This is a genomic window from Ruminococcus sp. 210702-SL.1.03, assembly GCF_020559915.1.
GTDB lineage: Bacteria > Bacillota > Clostridia > Oscillospirales > Ruminococcaceae > YE71.
The window spans coordinates 61943-81257 of record NZ_JAJCLZ010000002.1 but is presented as its reverse complement, the minus strand read 5'-3'; the positions used below and the strand labels follow the sequence as shown (position 1 = coordinate 81257).

At 51.5% G+C, this 19315-nt stretch carries 14 protein-coding genes; 3 read left to right on the top strand and 11 right to left on the bottom strand.

The window, feature by feature from the left end:
• Positions 1 to 41 precede the first annotated feature (41 nt).
• A complete protein-coding gene (recQ, locus tag LI114_RS01875) occupies positions 42 to 2336 on the top strand; it encodes a DNA helicase RecQ (RefSeq protein WP_319638285.1) in 2295 nt (764 codons plus the stop codon).
• Between the two features lie 155 nt (positions 2337 to 2491).
• On the opposite strand, the gene LI114_RS01870 is transcribed toward recQ, so the two are convergent.
• The 3 genes from LI114_RS01870 to LI114_RS01860 all read right to left on the bottom strand — a co-directional run bounded on the left by LI114_RS01870 (position 2492) and on the right by LI114_RS01860 (position 5703).
• The gene (locus LI114_RS01870; protein WP_227218890.1) at positions 2492 to 3136 is read right to left on the bottom strand and encodes an HdeD family acid-resistance protein; all 645 of its coding nucleotides are present in this window, start codon (positions 3134 to 3136) and stop codon (positions 2492 to 2494) included.
• A gap of 48 nt (positions 3137 to 3184) precedes the next feature.
• The gene (locus tag LI114_RS01865; protein ID WP_227218888.1) at positions 3185 to 4252 is read right to left on the bottom strand and encodes an electron transporter RnfD; all 1068 of its coding nucleotides are present in this window, start codon (positions 4250 to 4252) and stop codon (positions 3185 to 3187) included.
• A 155-nt stretch (positions 4253 to 4407) separates the two neighbouring features.
• Positions 4408 to 5703 carry a UDP-N-acetylglucosamine 1-carboxyvinyltransferase gene (locus LI114_RS01860; RefSeq protein ID WP_227218886.1) on the bottom strand — a complete coding sequence of 432 codons (1296 nt, stop codon included), beginning with the start codon at positions 5701 to 5703 and terminating at the stop codon, positions 4408 to 4410.
• 683 nt (positions 5704 to 6386) lie between these two features.
• On the opposite strand from LI114_RS01860, the gene LI114_RS01855 reads away from it, so the two are divergent.
• Positions 6387 to 7688 (top strand): phenylacetate--CoA ligase family protein, encoded by a 1302-nt coding sequence (locus LI114_RS01855; RefSeq protein WP_227218884.1) that lies wholly within the window; start codon positions 6387 to 6389, stop codon positions 7686 to 7688.
• Between the two features lie 114 nt (positions 7689 to 7802).
• Here LI114_RS01855 and LI114_RS01850 read toward each other — a convergent pair whose 3' ends face one another.
• From LI114_RS01850 to LI114_RS01840, 3 genes are all read right to left on the bottom strand, one after another.
• Positions 7803 to 8354 carry an NADH peroxidase gene (locus LI114_RS01850; protein WP_022127721.1) on the bottom strand — a complete coding sequence of 184 codons (552 nt, stop codon included), beginning with the start codon at positions 8352 to 8354 and terminating at the stop codon, positions 7803 to 7805.
• 261 nt (positions 8355 to 8615) lie between these two features.
• The gene (locus tag LI114_RS01845) at positions 8616 to 9959 is read right to left on the bottom strand and encodes an SGNH/GDSL hydrolase family protein (RefSeq protein ID WP_227218882.1); all 1344 of its coding nucleotides are present in this window, start codon (positions 9957 to 9959) and stop codon (positions 8616 to 8618) included.
• Positions 9960 to 10511: 552 nt separating this feature from the next.
• Entirely contained in the window at positions 10512 to 11114 is a 603-nt protein-coding gene (locus LI114_RS01840) for a Type 1 glutamine amidotransferase-like domain-containing protein (RefSeq protein ID WP_227218880.1), read from the bottom strand.
• Between the two features lie 513 nt (positions 11115 to 11627).
• Here LI114_RS01840 and LI114_RS01835 point away from each other — a divergent pair.
• Entirely contained in the window at positions 11628 to 12065 is a 438-nt protein-coding gene (locus tag LI114_RS01835) for a SpoVA/SpoVAEb family sporulation membrane protein (protein WP_227218878.1), read from the top strand.
• A gap of 128 nt (positions 12066 to 12193) precedes the next feature.
• Here LI114_RS01835 and LI114_RS01830 read toward each other — a convergent pair whose 3' ends face one another.
• From LI114_RS01830 to LI114_RS01810, 5 genes are all read right to left on the bottom strand, one after another.
• Entirely contained in the window at positions 12194 to 13933 is a 1740-nt protein-coding gene (locus LI114_RS01830) for an ammonium transporter (RefSeq protein ID WP_413770891.1), read from the bottom strand.
• A gap of 96 nt (positions 13934 to 14029) precedes the next feature.
• Entirely contained in the window at positions 14030 to 16114 is a 2085-nt protein-coding gene (locus tag LI114_RS01825; protein WP_227218877.1) for a glutamine synthetase III, read from the bottom strand.
• A 247-nt stretch (positions 16115 to 16361) separates the two neighbouring features.
• Entirely contained in the window at positions 16362 to 17000 is a 639-nt protein-coding gene (locus LI114_RS01820) for a polysaccharide deacetylase family protein (protein WP_227218875.1), read from the bottom strand.
• Positions 17001 to 17015: 15 nt separating this feature from the next.
• Positions 17016 to 18815: an oligoendopeptidase F gene (gene pepF / locus LI114_RS01815; protein ID WP_227218874.1), complete on the bottom strand. Its 1800-nt coding sequence runs from the start codon at positions 18813 to 18815 to the stop codon at positions 17016 to 17018.
• A gap of 220 nt (positions 18816 to 19035) precedes the next feature.
• Positions 19036 to 19248 (bottom strand): helix-turn-helix domain-containing protein, encoded by a 213-nt coding sequence (locus LI114_RS01810; RefSeq protein WP_227218872.1) that lies wholly within the window; start codon positions 19246 to 19248, stop codon positions 19036 to 19038.
• Between the last annotated feature and the right edge of the window lie 67 nt (positions 19249 to 19315).

Sequence of the window (19315 nt, the reverse complement as noted above, 5' to 3'; positions counted from 1 at the left end):
GTGCTATAATATTAACGGTAAAAAGGGAGCATGAGCAATATATGTTTTACGATAAAAATGAGATGAACGCACAAAAATACCGCCTGCTGAAACAGTTTTTCGGCCACGAAAGCTTTCGCAGCGGTCAGGAAGAGCTGGCGGACAGCATTTTGAGCGGGCGCGACGCGGTAGGCATAATGCCCACGGGCGCGGGAAAATCAGTATGCTACCAGCTGCCCGCGCTGATGCTGGGCGGCATCACTATAGTTATCAGCCCGCTTATCTCGCTGATGAAAGATCAGGTAAACTCGCTGATACAGTCGGGCGTGGGGTGCGCTTACATAAACAGCTCGCTCACCCGCGCGCAGTACGAAACGGCTATGTCGCGTGCGGTGCAGGGGGCTTATAAGATAATATATGCAGCGCCAGAGCGGCTGGATTCGCCCTCTTTCAAAAATTTTGCGCAGAACGCCAACATAAGCCTTATCGCGGTGGACGAGGCGCACTGCGTTTCGCAGTGGGGGCAGGATTTTCGCCCGTCGTATCTGAAAATACGCCAGTTTTGCGAAAGCCTGCCGCGCCGACCCGTAGTAGCGGCATTCACCGCCACGGCGACCGCCGCCGTAAAGCGCGACATAATAAATATGCTGGGTCTGCGCGACCCGTACTCCGTCACCACGGGCTTCGACAGGAAAAACCTGTACTTCGCCGTAAGCGAGCCGAAGGACAAGCTGGCGGAGACTGAGCGGCTGATACGCGCGGCGGGCGAAGCCTCGGGCATAGTGTATTGCAGTACGCGAAAAAATACCGAGCTGGTCTGCGACTACCTAAACGAGCACGGTCTGCCCTGCACACGCTACCACGCGGGACTTTCCGACGAGGAGCGGCGGCGAAATCAGGACGACTTCATTTACGACCGAGTGCGGATAATGGCGGCTACGAACGCTTTCGGCATGGGCATCGACAAATCAAACGTCAGCTTCGTTATACATTATAATATGCCGAAAAATCTCGAGAGCTATTATCAGGAGGCGGGCAGAGCGGGGCGCGATGGCTCTGAGGCTGTCTGCACGCTGCTATTTGCGCGAAAAGACGTGCAGACCTGCCGCTTTTTGATAGAAAATTCGGGCGACGCCGCCGAGCTGGACGACGAAACTGCGCGGCGGCTGAAAGAGCGCGATTACAAGCGGCTGAACGACATGGTGCGCTACTGCACCGGCGCGGACTGCCTGCGGCACTACATACTGAATTACTTCGGCGAGAAATCGGGCACTATGTGCGCGAAATGCTCTAACTGCGCGGCGGGCTTTGAAAGCGAGGACGTAACCCTTGCGGCGCAGAAGATACTCTCCTGCGTTTACAGGCTGGCGCAGAGAAATTTGCAGATGAACGCGGCGGCGGTGACGGAGATACTGCGCGGCGCTAAGACAAAGCGCATAAAGCAATTCAACCTAGATGACCTCTCGACCTACGGCATAGCCGCCGACCTGCCCGCGCTGAAGATACGCGCGATAATAGAAGAACTCTGCGGGCGGGGGTATATGCGCCGCGGCGATTTTGAGTCGCTGATACTTACCAACAAAGCGCGGGGCGTGCTTTTTGAGGGCGAGCATATCACGATGAACTTCAAGCGCTCGACCGCGGGCAGCGAGATCTCGGCAGTATCCCGCCGCGCGGCTGCGGAAACGGCGGAGCGCCCCGAGCTTTTCAGCCTGCTGCGTCAGCTTCGCGCCAAGCTCGCGGAGGAAGCGGAAGTGCCCGCGTACATCATCTTCTCCGACGCTACTTTGCGCGATATGTGCAGGCGGTTGCCGACCACCGAGGAAGACTTTATGCAGGTCTCGGGCGTGGGCAAGAGCAAGACCGAGCGCTACGGCGCGGCTTTCACGGCTGAGATAGCCCGCTGGATGGAGGAAAACGGCGTTGACCGCTCGCAAGCCGATACCGACGGCACGGCGGCAGCGCTCGACCGCCGCAGGAAAAGTCAGAAGCCCTCGGCTAAGTCTAAGACTTATAAAACGGGCAAATCGTCCAGATCTGATAAATCGTCCGACGGCGAAAATGCAGCCGCTAAAAGAAGATACTCCTCGCCGAAACTGCTGAGCGAGATCTCCGCCGAGCAGGCGGCGCGGCTGGGGCTATCCCCCGAGCTTGCCGCCCACGCAATAGAGGCTTACCTGCTGCTGGGCGGGTATCTGGAGCGCCGCGGCGGAGAGCTGCGCGTTACCCCGCGCGGAGGGCTGCACGGCATAGCTATGTCTACCAAATGCGAGAGCGGCAGCCGCACCACGGTGATAGAGTACAAAGCGGCGGCGCAGCGGCTGATAGACGAGCACATCGACGAAATGTTCAGATAGGAGCGAAAAATACGGACATTTCAAATGAGCATATCGACGGCGGCATTGGCGCTTCGCGGCTATCGCGGTGATGGAAAAGATCTGATACATAAAAAACAAGGCGCTCTGCTGAAAAAAGCAGAACGCCTTTAATATTGCTGTGATTTTTAATCGTCTTAATCGTCAACGTCTATGTCGATGGCGTTGGCTTTGTCCTCGGCGTGGGTGTCGCGGTCGTCCCTGCCCCTGCCGCTCTTGTAGCGAATGTCTTTCTCAAGCTCCTCTAGGTGCGAATATGCACGGCTCGCCGAGAAGCCGCTGACAAAGCTTACCGCGCCCGCCAGCGCGAGTATCACGCCGATAACGCGCATAAATCCGCCCGCTATCACCGTAGGCGAGATGAGCACGAATATGCCAAGCGCAAGAGTTACCACCGCCGTTATCATCGGAAGCTGCCAGCCGTCTGCGCCCGCGCGCTTTACGCTCAGCGAAGTGCCCAGCTTAGTGAAACCCGAGCACATAAGGTACAGACCCAGCGCTATCATCACTACCGTTTCAAGCAGGCTCTTGTTTGAGAGCACTACTATGCCCGCTATCAGCAGTATAACTTCGGAAAAGAGCGTGAAAATGCTGCGCTCTTCGCCGCCGCGCACGCGGGTGAAGATGTAGCCCATTATGCCGAATATTGCCCAGGCTATCAGTATAACACCGAGCGCGGTATTCAGCACATCGGTTATGATATGCGGACGTATTACCAGCGCCACGCCGAGCACTATGCAGGCGAGAGCGCCGAGCGAATAATTTTTCAGCATACTTTTCATTTTGTATCAGTCCTTTTTTACGAGATCACAAATATCAGTTTGAGCAGGTCAGTCCTCCCAAAGTGCGTCGCCGAATGAGGAGAGGTAAGCGGTGAGCTGCTCCGCCATTTCGTACTGCTCGGTGATGCGCGGGTGACCGGGAGTAGCCTTGCCCGTGCGGGGGAACATAAAGTGCGTTATCTTTTCATCGCCAAGCTCGGCGGCTATCTCGTCAACGGCTTTATCCCAGTCGGGCGAGTGCATCAGCACCGTCAGCAGCAGTACAAAGCGCGCCTTAGGGTACTTGCCGCGCAGGTCGGTTATGATAGCCTTGTAAGCAGCTTTCCATTTCGCGCGGTAGGCGGGGTCGGTAATGTCGAGATCCTCGCCGCCCTCGTTGTGCGGGTCGTTTTGACCAACGGCGAAAAGCACGACGTGCGGGGTGTACTTTGCGAAATCCCAATCAGTCATGCCGCCCTCAGCCTCGGGGAAATAGCATACCTTATTGTAAGCCGTTTCCATGCCGATATAATTCGGGGCGTGGTAGTAGCCGGTATTGTCAAATATCGCGATGCCGCCCTGCGCTATGTTGTGAAGCTGCGCGCCGAGGTTGCGGGCAGTTATCATCGAGTAGGACTGCCAAGCGTTATCGTAAACGCCCTCGTGCCCCTCGGGGTCGTTTGAAGCGACGCACTGGGCAGCCTCTACCACCGCGCCTGCGGATACAGAATCGCCGTAGCACTCCATTCTGCGCGCGGGCAGCTCGGGCGCTTTAAGAAGCTGCGAACCTGCGGGAAGCTCGAAAGCTTTCAGCTCAAAATAGTGGGTAGCGTCCTGCCGCTTGTAGAGGATAACGGTGTGCTCGCCCTGCTCCAAGCCCTCGGCCAAGGTAAGGGTAATGTCCTCTTCTGCGTGCTCGAATGTGACTTTGGTCTGCCTGCCGTCGATGATAACGCCAAGCTCCATAACGTTGTAGAATTTGTGGTTGCGTATAACGCAGCGCAGCTCTGTGCCGATAAAGCGCACGGTAACGTTCGTACCCGCGAAAACGAACCGCGGAAAGCCGCCGAAAAGCTCAGTTCTGCCCATATAGGTCAGCGCGGGGTCGGCGGGGGAAATTTTGATATACTCGCTCATATTTTCAGCTCCGTTTCATATTTTACTTTTTTCTATTTTACCAAACACTCGTGAGTTTGTCAAGCCGAATTTTCACATATCTGCAAATTTGCCGACAAAAAACGGACGATGTTTCCTGCCGAAACGCCGTCCGCATTATTTTCAAAAATTATTTATCAAGCCTGCTTCTTGACTGCTACACATTCCTCGGGGTCTTCTTTATCTACGCGCTGAATGTCCGCGCCCAGCTTCTGAAGCTTTTCCACAATGTTCTCGTAGCCGCGCTCGATGAAGTGGGTATCGCCGATCTCGGTAGTGCCCTCGGCGGCAAGTCCCGCGATAACTAGAGCCGCGCCTGCGCGCAGGTCTGGCGCCATAACGGGAGCGCCTTTGAGCTTCTCCACGCCCTGAATTATTACCGCCTTGTCGTTCACTACTATATCAGCGCCCATTCTTCTAAGCTCGCTGACATAGCGGAAGCGGTTGTCGAAAATATCGTCCGTCACCACGCTCGCGCCGTGTGCAAGGGTCAGCAGAGTAGAGATCTGCGGCTGCATATCGGTCGGGAAGCCGGGGTGCGGCATTGTTTTTATAGATGTTCTTTTCAGCTCGCCGCAGGGGTATATCCTTACCGCCTCGTCGAACTCCTCAACGCCTACGCCAATCTTGCGCAGCGCCGCTGTGATGGATTCCAAATGCTTAGGGATAACGTTTTTAATCATGATGTCGCTGTGGGTAGCGGCGGCGGCTACCATAAAAGTGCCCGCCTCGATCTGGTCGGGAATGATGGAATACTCTACGCCCTTTAGCTTTTTCACGCCGCGTACTTTAATAGTATCAGTACCCGCGCCCATGATGTCAGCACCCATAGAGTTCAAGAAATTGGCAACGTCTACAACGTGCGGCTCGCGCGCGGCGTTTTCGATGACGGTGTAGCCGTCTGCCTTTACGGAAGCGAGCATAGCGTTTATAGTAGCGCCAACGCTGTTTATGTCAAAGTAGATGAGGTTTCCGATGAGCGACTCGGCGTTCAGGTGTACCTCGCCGTTTTCGATGGAATCCTCCGCGCCCAGCGCGTGGAAAGCTTTAAGGTGCTGGTCGATGGGTCGGTCGCCTAAATCGCAGCCACCGGGCAGGGCAACGTGCGCCTCGTGAAATCTGCCGAGCAGAGTGCCGAGGAAGTAGGAAGAAGCGCGCATGACTCTCGCCATTTCGTAAGGCACTTTGGGCACAACTATGCCGCTGGTGTCTATACGCACCTTATTTTTATTGAGCAGCTTTATCTCCGCGCCCATAGATCTGAGTATCTTCATGCAGAAGGTAATATCGCTGATCTGGGGGCAGTTATCTAAGATACACGGGCCGTCGCTGAGTATAGTAGCGGCAACTATCGCAACAGCCGCGTTTTTAGCGCCGCTGATGGTTACCTCGCCCTCCAGCTTTTTACCGCCGTGTATAACATATTTCTCCAAAACGTCACATCCCTTGATTTTTTTGGCGCTGTGGCAGACCCCTATCGTTCCCCGCTGGGATAGGACAAGTAAGAAGTGCGGGGCGGTCCGGCATTTTGCGCCGTGATACAAATTCTAAAATACAGCATATATTGGTCGGCCCTCTTGAAAAAGGTCAAACGCCATTCCAAAGAGCCTGCGAAAAATTCAAGTAAAATTCAAATACCTTTACTATTCTAACACATATTGAACAAAAAATCAAGTGAATTTTTATTTTTTTCAAAAATGGTTTCATTTTTTATTCTTTTTGTAACACTGTCGTAATGTTATGCGGGTGGTTTAATGGACAGTTGTACCCAAAAAGTTACCGTTGTAACCGCGCTGTAATATTATCCGTCCAAAAAAACTCCCAATTCGTCCGAAAAGCGCGTTTTTGGCGGTTTTGCACATACTTTTTGCCAGAATTTACATCTGTAATATCTGTAACCTTTTATCTCGTGCCGCAAAGCGCCCCCGCGCACCATATATAGCGTAAAATGCGCGTGAGGATATGTCAAAAAAATGCGCCGAGAAAATTTCTTTTCTGCTTTTGTACTTTTTAGCTTTAAAGGGCTTGCAATCGCCCGATTTATATGATATAATAGATATAATGCATTTATATGCAAAATTTTTGTGACTATTATTGAATTGGAGATGTTTTTCCCATGTATTTTCAGAAAGATATAGAAACTATGCCGCGCGCCGACATAGAAAAAATGCAGCTGGAGCGCCTGCAGCGTTTGGTAAAATACTGCTACGACAACGTGCCTTTTTACCACAAGCGCCTGAGCGAGGCGGGCGTATGTCCTGAGAAGATAAAGACTCTTTCAGACATTCAGTACATACCCTACACCACCAAGGCGGATATGCGCGACAACTACCCTTACGGACTTTTCGCCGTGCCGCAGAGCAAGATAGTTAGAATGCACGCTTCATCGGGCACTACGGGCAAGCCTACGGTAGTCGGCTATACCGCGAACGACCTCGATCACTGGAGCGACTGCGTTGCACGACTGGCGATGGCGGCGGGCGCTGACGAGAATACGATAGTTCAGATATGCTTCGGCTACGGACTTTTCACGGGCGCGCTGGGTCTGCACTACGGTCTGGAAAAGATAGGCGCTACGGTAGTGCCCTCTTCGAGCGGAAACACCGAGAAGCAGATAATGCTGATGCAGGATTTCGGCACGAATGCGCTGGTAGCTACCCCCTCTTACGCGCAGTATATCGGCGAGCTGGCTCGCGAAAAGGGCGTGCTCGATAAGCTTCAGCTAAAGCTGGGTCTGTTCGGCTCTGAGGGCTGCACCATTGAGATGCGCAGCGCCATAGAAAAAACGCTGAACCTCTTCGCCACCGACAACTACGGCATGAGCGAGCTGAACGGCCCGGGCGTTTCGGGCGAATGCCGCGAGCGCTGCGGTATGCACATCAACGAAGACCACTACTACGCCGAGATAATCGACCCCGCTACGGGCGATGTTTTGCCGCGCGGCAGCGAGGGCGAGCTGGTAGTGACCACCCTTACCAAAGAGGGTATGCCTGTACTGAGATACCGCACGAAGGACATCACGAAGATAAATTACGAGAAGTGCGCCTGCGGCAGAACGTTCGCGAGAATGGACAAGCCGAAGGGCAGGTCGGACGATATGCTGAAAATACGCGGCGTAAACGTATTCCCCTCGCAGATAGAAACGGTGCTGATGAGCTTTAAGGAGATAGCGCCGCACTATCAGTTAGTGCTGACGCGCGAGAATTTCGCCGACCACCTCGAGATAAAAGTAGAGCTGCTGGAGCAGTACAGCTCGCTGCTGGACAACTTCCCCGCCCTTTCCGAGCTTCACGCGAAGATCACGAAAGAGATGAAGATAGTCCTCGGCATACAGACGAAGCTGACGATAGTAGGCTGCAAAACTCTGGAGCGTTTTCAGGGCAAGGCGAAGCGCATCGTAGATCTTAGAAATCAGTAAATATTTTTATGGGCGCGGAACAGCAATGCTTCCGCGTCTTTTTTATACCCAACCAAAAAGGGATACCGCGCCAACGCAGTATCCCTTTGCTTATTTCAGTATATAGCCTTCAAATTATTTCTTGAAGTATCTGTCGTACATACCCTTGAATGCTCTGCCATGACGGGCTTCGTCCTTCGCCATCTCGTGTACGGTGTCGTGGATAGCGTCGTAACCCAGCTCCTTAGCGCGCTTAGCCAGCTTGAGCTTGCCCTCGCAAGCGCCGTTCTCAGCCATGTATCTCAGCTCGAGGTTCTTCGCGGTAGAGTCGGTAACTACCTCGCCCAGCAGCTCTGCAAACTTAGCCGCGTGCTCAGCCTCTTCGTGAGCAGCCTTTTCATAATACAGACCAACTTCGGGGTAGCCCTCTCTGAATGCAACTCTCGCCATAGCAAGGTACATACCTACCTCGCTGCACTCGCCCTCAAAATTCTCTTTCAAACCAGCGATGACTTCAGCGTCAAGGCCCTGAGCCGAACCTACCTTGTGGTCGTCAGCCCATACCAGCTCTGCCGATTCCTCTATCTTGTTGAACTTAGAAGCGGGCGCTTTGCATACGGGACAGACCGCGGGAGCAGCCTCGCCCTCATAGATATAACCGCATACGGAACATACAAACTTTGCCATAATGATTTCCTCCTGTTTTTTTAGTTTTATTATCTGTTGTTTTTTTATCGGTTTTCGGTTTCGTTTACCGTAATTAAAGTATACCATATTGGTGTACGTTTGTCAAGTGGGTTAGCATATGCTTTTCTGTTAATTTTTCGTGAATTGATACAATTAGCTTACACACCCGCATATACAGCGAAAGGCAATACTTTTCGCACATTTCGCGCAAGCATTGCCTTTTATATATAGCTGTAAATTATGTTTTGAGTTTAGCCATTATCAGCTTATCATCCAGCGGAGTATCTCAAATTTCTTGCCCTCGGGCACGGTAACGGTAACTTCGTGCTTGCCCTTTTCATCAAACGAAACTATTTCGTTATTGCAGGCGTAATCGCCCCAGCCGCCGGTAAAGTCAGCGTTTATCTCAGCGCACTCAACGCCGTCGATGGTAACGGTAGCAGAGCCGCTTTTGCCGTCTACAGTCTTGTAGTACAGCATACCGAGATTTTTGAACTCCATCTCAAAGGTTACAGAACCGCCGTTTGAAGCAGCCCAGCCGTCCTGGAAGTTCCAAGGAGAAGTCTGCTCGGTGAAAGCGCCGGCATCCTTTACAGTGACTTTCTTAGAATTCTTATCCTCAAGAGCAGCGTCAGCGTACTTATCGCCGGTGGGCGACTCGATAGAGGTATCGAAAGCCTTAGCCTCGGTATCAACAGAATCTATATTGTCCTTGATGCCGCCTACGAAATTTTCAAGCATCTGCGCGAGCATCTTGTGGCCGTCGTCGTTCGGGTGGATATTATCAGGCGAAATATCAGTCCACTTGATGTTGCCTGCCTCTACCTCGGGCAGTACGGCATCGTGATAAGAGATTATCGGAACATTGTAGTACTCGCCGATCTCAGAATGTACGTTCTGCGGGCAGGTGCCGTCCTCCATAGTCATCTCTACGAGGATAACTGCGGGGTTGTTAGGCTGCGCAAGGCACTTTCTGATAAGGCTGTCCATAGTGGTCTTATAGAAATCATTATCAACGTCATTGATGAACTCGATGAAGATGATGTCGGGGTTGTCGGCGAGAACTTCGCTGTCTACGCGGTGTACGGCGAGATAAGAGTCGGTAGCGCCGATACCTGCGTTAGTGCCTACTACGAAGTAGCTGATGTTTTCCTCCCACCAAGAGATGAACTGCTTAGTGTACTGGTTCTGGCTGGAGGAAGCGGCAGAACCTGCGGTGATGGAGTCGCCGAGGAAAGCCACCTTTGTAGCCTTTTCAGTTTTCTGCGCAACTTCGAGCGAATCGTCGTTAGCAATATCGAGAGCTTCCTTTATTTTGGAAGCAAGGCGAGAAGTATCGCCCTCATTGAGCACCGATCTGGTCAGCATATTATCCGTAGCCCCCTTGGTAACGTCAACAGCGCCGTCGTTCACGGGCGCTTTCAGCTCTGCCGCGGAGTCGGTATCAGCAGCAGAAGCGTCATCAGCGGCAGAATCAGCAGTTTCCGCAGCCGAAGAATTAGTGTCAGCCTTGCTCTCGGAAGAGCTGTCGTCGCTGCCGCAAGCGGTAAAGCAAGCAGCGGCAACTGCGAGCGAAAGCACAGCCGCTAAGATCTTTTTAGTCATAGCAACATTTTCCTTTCCAATAATTAAGTTGTATCAATACACTAATTATATCACAAACATTTCGTAAAATCAAGAGGAAACGAAAATTTTCGCAAAGCGCATCTTTTTGCGCGTTCGACAAATTTCTACAAGTATGCTATAATAGTATCAAGGCGTACTGCATAAAACGGTAGGCGGTTCAATTCTATCCTCCAGAGATGGAGGTGAGCAATATGAGCGTGGCAACAGTAGTAGCAATACTAACGTTGATCGTTAACATAGTCGAACTCGTATTCGACATTTGCAACAACAAAAAGAAATAGCCGCCCCCTTCTACCTGAGCAGCTATTTATAAAAAGCTAAAACTTTGGAGGAGAACCGCTTACAGCAGTGCGCCTCTTGTTATCTATATTATACCACGCCGAACGCGGTTTGTCAAGCGGTCAAACAAACATTTGACATTTGCAATAATAAAAAGAAATAACCACCCCGACTCGCCAAAGGGCGTGATGAACCTGAACAGAAAAGGAAAAATGGTGAGTTAGAATAGCGATACAAATTGGAATTTTCAAATTAGTCTTTGCAAATAACCTTTGAACCTTCACCGTCAATTACAATTCCCTGACGGTTGTTAATTGGGCATAGATTCAAATCCGAAGACTCAGTCATTATTTTCTCGGTAACTTTCTTAAATGGTGCTGTAAGATAATGCGGAAGAACATAGAAATCAATCAAATCAAGCCCTGCATCATCTTCTTGTGAGTAGTCCTCCGGCTTTTCATCCATTTGCTGGATATATTGGATGCTTGGAGCGCATATAATTGCGCCTGCCGACTCGCCGATCATCAATTTTCCATTTGCCAATTCCTTTTTCAGCAGCCCATCAGTTCCCGTTTTACGGAGCCGGTCCATAAGAAAAAAAGAATTTCCGCCGGTAAAATATATCACATCTGCATCTTCAAAAACAGACTGTATCGTTGAATAAGCCTCCGTTGAAATATCAATTTCTGTTACGATTGCTCCCAACTTTTTGAATAATTTTCGAGCCGAGCCGACATAACCGGTGTAGCCTTCACGCAGCGAAGCTGTTGGAATAAATGCGACTTTCTTATTTTCAATTTCTTCCTTTATCAGACTTCCTACACTTGAAAAATGCGAACATAAAAATAGTTTCATCAATATTCTCCTTTATAAATTCCGATTTGTCAATCTTTTTGTATCGTACCCACTACTATAATTATACTCTCTCAGAAGCTTTTTGTCAATTCATCTAATAAAAATGCTATGTAGTCATAGCACGCCCAAACAAGCATTTGACAAAACCCGACAAATATGTTGCAATAGACATCAAGGCGTACTGCATAAAACGGTAGGCGGTTCAAATCTTCCTCCAGAGATGGAGGTGAGCAATATGAGCGTGGCAACAGTAGTAGCGATACTCAACTTAGTCATTAACATAGTCAGACTTGTTCTCGACATTTGCAATAAAAAAAGATAACCGCCCGACTACCACATAGGACGGTTATCACAACAAAATCGTTCATGGAGGAGAACCGCTTACAGCAGTACGCCTCTTGTTATCTTAATTATACCACGCCGAACGCGGTTTGTCAAGCGTTTGCGCGGCGAATATCGCGGCGCAAAATGCGCATAATATTCCCATACCAAATATTGATAGGGAGTGTGCTCATGAATATTTCTAAAGACCGTTACAGCGATATGGTCAAGCCTGCCTCGAAAAACAGCCGCTGGGCTGTGAACCTGCTCAAGGCTTTCGTTATCGGCGGGGGGATATGCGTTATCGGGCAGGCGCTTACCTCGCTTTACGCTTACCTCGGCGCGGACGAAAAAAACGCGGCGGCTTGGTGCTCGGTCACGCTCATCGCCGCTTCGGTGCTGCTGACGGCTCTCGGGCTTTACGAAAAGATAGCTAAGCACGCCGGCGCGGGTACGCTAGTTCCGATCACGGGCTTCGCAAATTCCGTCGCCGCGCCCGCCGTGGAATTCAAGACCGAGGGCTACGTTCTCGGCGTGGGGGCTAAGATATTCTCGATAGCCGGCCCCGTTATCCTCTACGGCACTGCCGCAGGCGTTGTATACGGGCTGATATACTGGATATTCAAATGACAAAATAACGACACAAAACCCGCTTCGGGCCTTTCGGCTCTGGGCGGGTCTTGCGCTATAATTTATAAGTGGGATGGGGCAAAGTTAATACAGAGGATAAGTGTCCTCATCTCAATTAGCAGAAGTCTTTACTCTTCGTCCTGAAGTGCGTCGTAGCCGACAGCTCCCGTGCGGACTTTTATTACGTCCTCAACATCGTAAATGAATATCTTTCCATCGCCGATGCTGCCGGTGTAGAGAGCCTTTCTCGCGGTGTTTACTACCGTCTTTACAGGCACCTTGCTGACTACTATCTCAGCCTTTACCTTAGGAAGCAGCTTCGGGGTTATCTTAGCACCTCTGTAATAGTGCGTCTGACCCTTCTGCGTACCGCAGCCCTGAACGTTCGTAACGGTTACGCCCGTAACGTTTATGCCTTCCATTGCGGCAATGAAGTCGCCGAGACGCTCTTCCTTAAATACCGCAACTACCTTTGTCAGCTTGTTTTCCTTATCTACTGCGAAGTCCTTTACGGGAACTGCGGTGTCGAGGTCTTCGAGTCCCGCGATCTCGGCTTCGTCATATTCGATAGTTTCATGTGCGAATACGAAGTCTGCGTATGCAGAGGGCAGACCGTGTTCGCAAACATCCAGACCCTTTATCTCCTCTTCTCTGCTTGCTCTCAGACCAAATATCGCCTTTATGATGAAGAAGGTTATCGTGATGGTAACTCCTGTCCAGAGGAGGATAGCGCCTACGCCTACCGCCTGATATGCGAGCTGACCGAAGCCGCCGCCGTAGAACACGCCGTTCTCGGTATCGAAAAGTCCGCAGGCGAGAGCGCCCCAAAGACCGTTGCAGCCGTGTACCGCTACCGCGCCGACGGGGTCGTCAACGTGAAGCTTGTTATCAACGAACCATACGCCGAATACTACAAGCACGCCTGCTACTGCGCCGATTATCGTAGCGCCTAACGCGTCTACTATGTCGCAGGGAGCGGTGATGGCTACCAGACCTGCCAGCGAAGCGTTCAGACACATCGAAACATCAGGCTTGCCGTACTTCACCCAAGTGAAGATCATGCAGACGAGAGTTGCGATGGCGGGTGCGATGGTCGTAGTAACGAGGATAGAGCTGAGCTGGCTTACGGTAGTAGCCGCAGCGCCGTTGAATCCGTACCAAGCAAACCAAAGAATGAACACACCGAGCGCACCGAGGGTGAGCGAGTGGCCGGGGAATGCGTTTACCTGAATTACCTTGCCGTCCTTATCGCGCTTGTACTTGCCAAGACGCGGGCCGAGGATGGCTGCGCCGATGAGCGCCGAAAGTCCGCCGACCATGTGTATCAGCGCCGAACCTGCGAAATCGTGGAATACCACGCCGCCGAAGCGCTCTACGGTAAGCCAGCCGCCGCCCCATGCCCAGTGAGCTTCGATGGGGTAGATGACGAGCGAGATAACGCCCGAGTATACGCAGTAAGAGATGAATTTCGTTCTCTCAGCCATAGCGCCCGAAACGATGGTAGCGGTGGTGGCGCAGAAAACGAGGTTGAAGAAGAATGCCGAGTAGTCAAAATTGCTCCAGTCGGTAAACATCTTAAAGGTAGGCGTACCGATGAATCCGCCGATGTCCTTGCCGTAGATGAGTCCGAAGCCGAGCGGCATGAATACCGCCGTGCCTATGCAGAAGTCCATGAGATTCTTCATTATGATGTTGCCTGCGTTCTTGGCGCGGGTAAAGCCCGTTTCCACCATCGCAAAACCGCACTGCATGAAGAATACCAGCACTGCTCCGAGTAAGAACCATATGCCGAATGCGTCCGAGCCGAGCTGCTCAGAAACCTGATCGACGATAGTTTGCAGATCATTCATATTATCATATCCAATCATAAAAAATTTTCACTGAAATAAAAAAGTCGTGCGCCAATGCACCCTTACGGATACATAAACGCACGACATTGTGCCTAATTTAGTTTAAAGCTTAAATTACTTTACATAAAAGAGAAGCTGTTCGTAAGTAGGATACGGCCAGTACTTCTCGCCGCAGATAGCTTCCATCTGGTCGGCAGGCGCTCTCAGCTCGCCCATCTTGGTGAGGATAACGTCGTGGTAATATCTAGCCAGCTCTTCGGTATCGACAATATCGCCCGCCTTTACCTCTGCTTCTTCCAGCTCGTTCATAGCCTTGTAGGTGGAAGCCGCCAGCGAGGAAAGTCTGGTAACCAGCTCTTTTTCTACCGTCAGGTCAGCGCCGAGCGCGGTAGCGGTAGCGGCAGTCTCGCCCAGATCCTTAACGTAGCTCATAGCTGCGGGGAGAATATCCTTCTTAGCCATGTCGATCATGGTAAGAGCTTCGATGTTTACTATCTTTACATATTCGTCCAGCAGGATCTCAACGCGGGATTCCAGCTCTACCTTGCTGTAAACGCCGTGCTTAGAGAGCACCTCTACGTTCTTGTCAGCGAGGTATACGGGAACTGCGTCGGGTGTGGACTTGAGGTTCATAAGACCTCTCTTCTCAGCCTCAGCGGGCCACTCGGCAGAATAGCCGTTGCCGTTGAAGATGATGTTCTTGTTTTCGGAAATAGTTCTCTTGATAAGCGAATCGAGAGCGTCCTGGAAATCGTCAGCCTTCTCAAGCTCATCGTAGAACTGGTCGAGCACTTCTGCAACGATGGTGTTGAGAATGGTCATCGGGCCTGCGCAGGAAAGCTTCGAGCCGGGCATTCTGAACTCAAACTTGTTGCCGGTGAATGCGAAAGGCGAAGTTCTGTTTCTATCGGTAGTATCCTTCGGGAACTTAGGCAGTACGTCTACGCCGATCTCCATCTGCGTCTTAGCCTTGCCCTCATACTTGTGTCCCTCAGCCAGCGCTTCGAGTATTTCGGTAAGCTCGTCGCCGAGGAAGATAGAGATGATGGCGGGAGGTGCTTCGTTAGCGCCAAGGCGGTGGTCGTTGCCCGCGGTAGCTACGCTTGCCCTCAGCAGATCCTGATAATCATTTACAGCCTTGATGACTGCTACGAGGAATGTAAGGAACTGCGCGTTCTCAGCGGGAGTAGTGCCGGGGTCGAGCAGGTTTACGCCTGTATTGGTAGATACCGACCAGTTGTTGTGCTTGCCCGAGCCGTTTACGCCGGCGAAAGGCTTTTCATGAAGCAGGCACTTAAAGCCGTGCTTTCTCGCCGTTCTCTTCATGATCTCCATAGTGAGCTGGTTGTGGTCGGTAGCGATATTGGTAGTGCCGAAGATGGGCGCGAGCTCGTGCTGGGCGGGCGCTACTTCGTTGTGCTTGGTCTTAGCGCAGATGCCGAGTCTCCAGAGCTGCTCGTCAAGATCTTCCATATAAGCGTTTACGCGGGTCTTGATAGTGCCGAAGTAGTGGTCTTCAAGCTCCTGACCCTTAGGTGCGGGTGCACCGAAAAGCGTTCTGCCTGTAAGGATAAGGTCTTTTCTCTTCGAGTACATCTCGCGGTCGATAAGGAAGTATTCCTGCTCAGGGCCAACGTTTGCGGTAACTCTTGTAACGTTGTCAGCGCCAAAGAGCTTCAGAAGTCTTACAGCCGACTTATTGAGCGCTTCCATAGATCTCAGCAGCGGGGTCTTTTTATCGAGAGCCTCGCCCGTGTACGAGCAGAAAGCGGTAGGTATGCAAAGGCTCTTGCCCTTGATGAATGCGTAAGAGGTGGGGTCCCAAGCGGTGTAGCCTCTTGCTTCAAAAGTAGCGCGCAGACCGCCCGAGGGGAAGGAGGAAGCGTCAGGCTCGCCCTTTACGAGCTCTTTGCCCGAAAACTCCATGATGATCTTGCCGTCGCCGATGGGCGAGATAAAGCTGTCGTGCTTTTCGGCGGTGATGCCTGTCATAGGCTGGAACCAGTGAGTATAGTGGGTGCAGCCCTTTTCTACCGCCCAGTCTTTCATAGCCGCGGCTACTACGTTCGCCACGTCAATATCGAGCGGCTCGCCCGACTGAATGGTCTTTTTCAGCGATTTGTAGACCGACTTAGGCAGTCTTTGCTGCATGACGTTTTCGTCAAATACGTCGATTCCGAAGATCTCAGGGATGTTCATAAGAAATTCCTCCTATTATAAATTATAGATGCGTGAAACTTTGTCACATACATTTTTTGCAATAAAAAAAGGCACTGCGGACGTATCTTTCATCGTCCACAGCGCCATTGCTGTTTACAATACATAGTATAGCGCAACAAAGCGTTTTTGTCAAGGCTTTTTTTGCAATTTCGGCATTTTCGGCGTTTCTGACAAACCCGCCGCCGCTTTTGCGAAAACTTTTTGTGAAGTTTACGCAATCGAACATTTACGCATACGCCGTGGTCTGCTGAGTATAGCTGTAAACTATAAAGCTTTCCGCGTCGGGCGTTACGCCGCTCTGCTCAAAAAGCTGCGATACGGTAACGAAGCGGTAGCCCTGCTCTTTCAGCGCGGGTATTATCATATCCAGCGCCTGCACAGTCTGCTCGTTGCCCTCCATATCGTGCAGCAGTATCACTGCGCCGTCGCGCGCCTGCGCCAGCACCTTTTCCGCGCGCTGCCGCGCCGTTACCTCGTCAAGCCAATCCTCCGCGCCGAAGCCTGCTATAAAGGGCAGCTTCACGGTGTCTACCATAGTTTGGTTCACCGCTATATACGGCGGGCGGAAAAACCGCGGCTGCCTGCCCGTTATCTCGGCAACGCGGCGGCTCGTTTCGGCGATCTCGCCGGCTATCTCCTGCACCGTCATTTTCGTCATGTCTGAGTGGGTGAGCGAGTGGTTCTCTATCTCGCAGCCCAGCGAGCAGGCGCGCTTTACCGCCTGCGCCGAGAGTTCGTTTATATTGCTGCCGACGAGGAAGAAAGTTCCCACCGCGCCGTACTTTTGAAGCACATCGAGCACGCGCGGGGTAGTGACGGTATTCGGCCCGTCGTCGAAGGTCAAGGCTATTATTCTGTCCTGCATTTTATCCCACCCGCTTTACTTCGTAAGCTCGCGCATTTCGCCGATAAGCTCGCCGAAGAGTTTCAGCGCGTCGTTTATCGGGGCGGCGGTGGTCATATCCACGCCCGCGCCTTTCAGCAGCGAGATGGGGTCTTTCGAGCAGCCGCCCTTTAGGAAGCCGATGTAGTCCTTAACTGCCTGCTCGCCGCCTGTAAGTATGCGCTGCGAGAGGGCTATCGCCGCCGAGTAGCCGGTAGCGTACTGGTAAACGTAAAATTCGTAATAGAAGTGCGGTATGCGCGCCCATTCAAGGTCTATCTCGCTGTCGATGACAACGCCCTCGCCGAAGTAGAGCTTGTTCAGCTCGCGGTAGGTGGAATTGAGAACGTCGGCCGTGAGGGCTTCGCCGCGGGCGTACATCTCGTTTATTTTCAGCTCGAATTCCGCGAACATGGTCTGGCGGTAAAGCGTTGTGCGGAACTGTTCGAGGAAGTAGTTTATCAGGTAAGCGCGCTGTTTTTTATCCTGCGTATTTTTCAGCAGGTACTGCATAAGCAGGGCTTCGTTGCAGGTAGAGGCTACCTCCGCCACAAATATCTTGTAGTCGGAGTAAACAATGGGCTGAGTGCTGTTCGAGTAGTAAGAATGTATAGCGTGGCCCATCTCATGCGCGAGGGTGAACATACAGTTCAGCGTGTCCTTATGATTGAGAAGCACATAGGGGTGTACGCGCGCGCCTGCGGAGTATGCGCCGCTGGTCTTGCCCTCGTTTTCGTAAACGTCTATCCAGCGTTCGTCGAAGCCTTTTTTGAGCACCGCGAGGTATTCATCGCCCATTACGGATAGCGCTTTGTACACGGTATCTTTAGCTTCCTCAAAGCTTATCTTCATATCCACGTCGGAAACTATGGGCGCGTAGAGGTCGTACATATGCAGTTCGTCAAGACCCATAAGCTCTTTGCGCAGGGCGGCGTAATCGTACATATAGTGCATATTATCGTGCACGGCGGCTATCAGATTAGTGTAAACATCGGTAGGTATCTCGTTGCCGTCGAGTGCGGATTCCAGCGCCGAGCCGTATTTTCTCGCCTGCGAGTAAAAAGCGAGGGTCTTTACCTGAGCCGCGAGGGTAGCCGCGCAAGTATTTTTAAAGCCATCGTAGGTATGATAAAGGTTCTCGAAAGCGTTTTTGCGCAGGATACGGTCAGCACTCTGCATCATGGGGATATAGCTGCCGTGGGTAAGCTGGTGGGGGTTGCCGTCCTTATCGGCGGCGTCGGGGAATTTAAGGTCGGCGTCAGAGAACATGGAAAATATATTCTCGGGCGACATACCCATATCTCCCGCGAGGGCGAGCAGTTTTTCCTCAGCTTCTGAGAGCACATGAGCCTTGCGGCGGCGAACGGTATCGAGCGCGCGTCGGTAAAGTTCAAGCTCGGGCTTATCCTTATAGAAGTTTTCGAGCAGGTCGTCGGGGATAGCGATAAGTTCGGGCGTTTCAAAGCTGCCCGCGGAGTTTATAGCTACATATCCGTTCATCAGGCGGGAGACCATAGCCTGATACTTAGCGTTCGCGGTATTTTCATCGCTTTTTCTCTGAGCGTAATTGCCGAGCGAGTCGCAGAGCACGGCTATCTCGTCCGAGAGCCGCAGAAATTCGAGCAGCGTATCGGCGGACTCAGCCAGTCTGCCCTTATAGCCCGCGATGGTCTCGGGCAGTTTGGAAAATTTAGCGAAGTCGCGTTCCCAATCCTCATCGGTTGGGTAAATATCGCTAAGGTCCCAAGTATATTTCGGGTCGAGTTCTTCGCGTTTAGGTATTCTTTCTTCGGTCATGAAAAGCACTCCTTTTATAATAGTATAGTTTATTGTTTATTTACTGAATTTTTGTGCGTGGGGGAAAAACTGCTTTTTTGGGTGATGGCTTTGGGGTTGTTCGTTCAAGGGCGCGCGCCAGGCGTTGCTTTCGCGGCTTTTTAATAGTCTTATTCTATCATGCCCTCAAACAGAGCTTTTTAGTCTACTTTATTATACCACGATGCAGAGCGGTTGTCAATCAGAGCATAGAACGATTATTAGTACGCCCCAAAATATAGTCGGTAGACACCCCGTAATAATCCGCAAGTATTATAAGGTGCTCAACGGGTATAGTGAGCACTCCTCGCTCATACCGCGAATAAACCGTCTGACTTGTGAAGAGGAGTTTTGCCACCTCTGTCTGATTCATATCGGCGTCCTCACGCAGATCCCTTAAACGTTGAAAATACATAATAACCTCCATGTCTTTTTGTATATTCTGCCAAATTTGTTTTAGTACTATTCGGTACTATTGACTT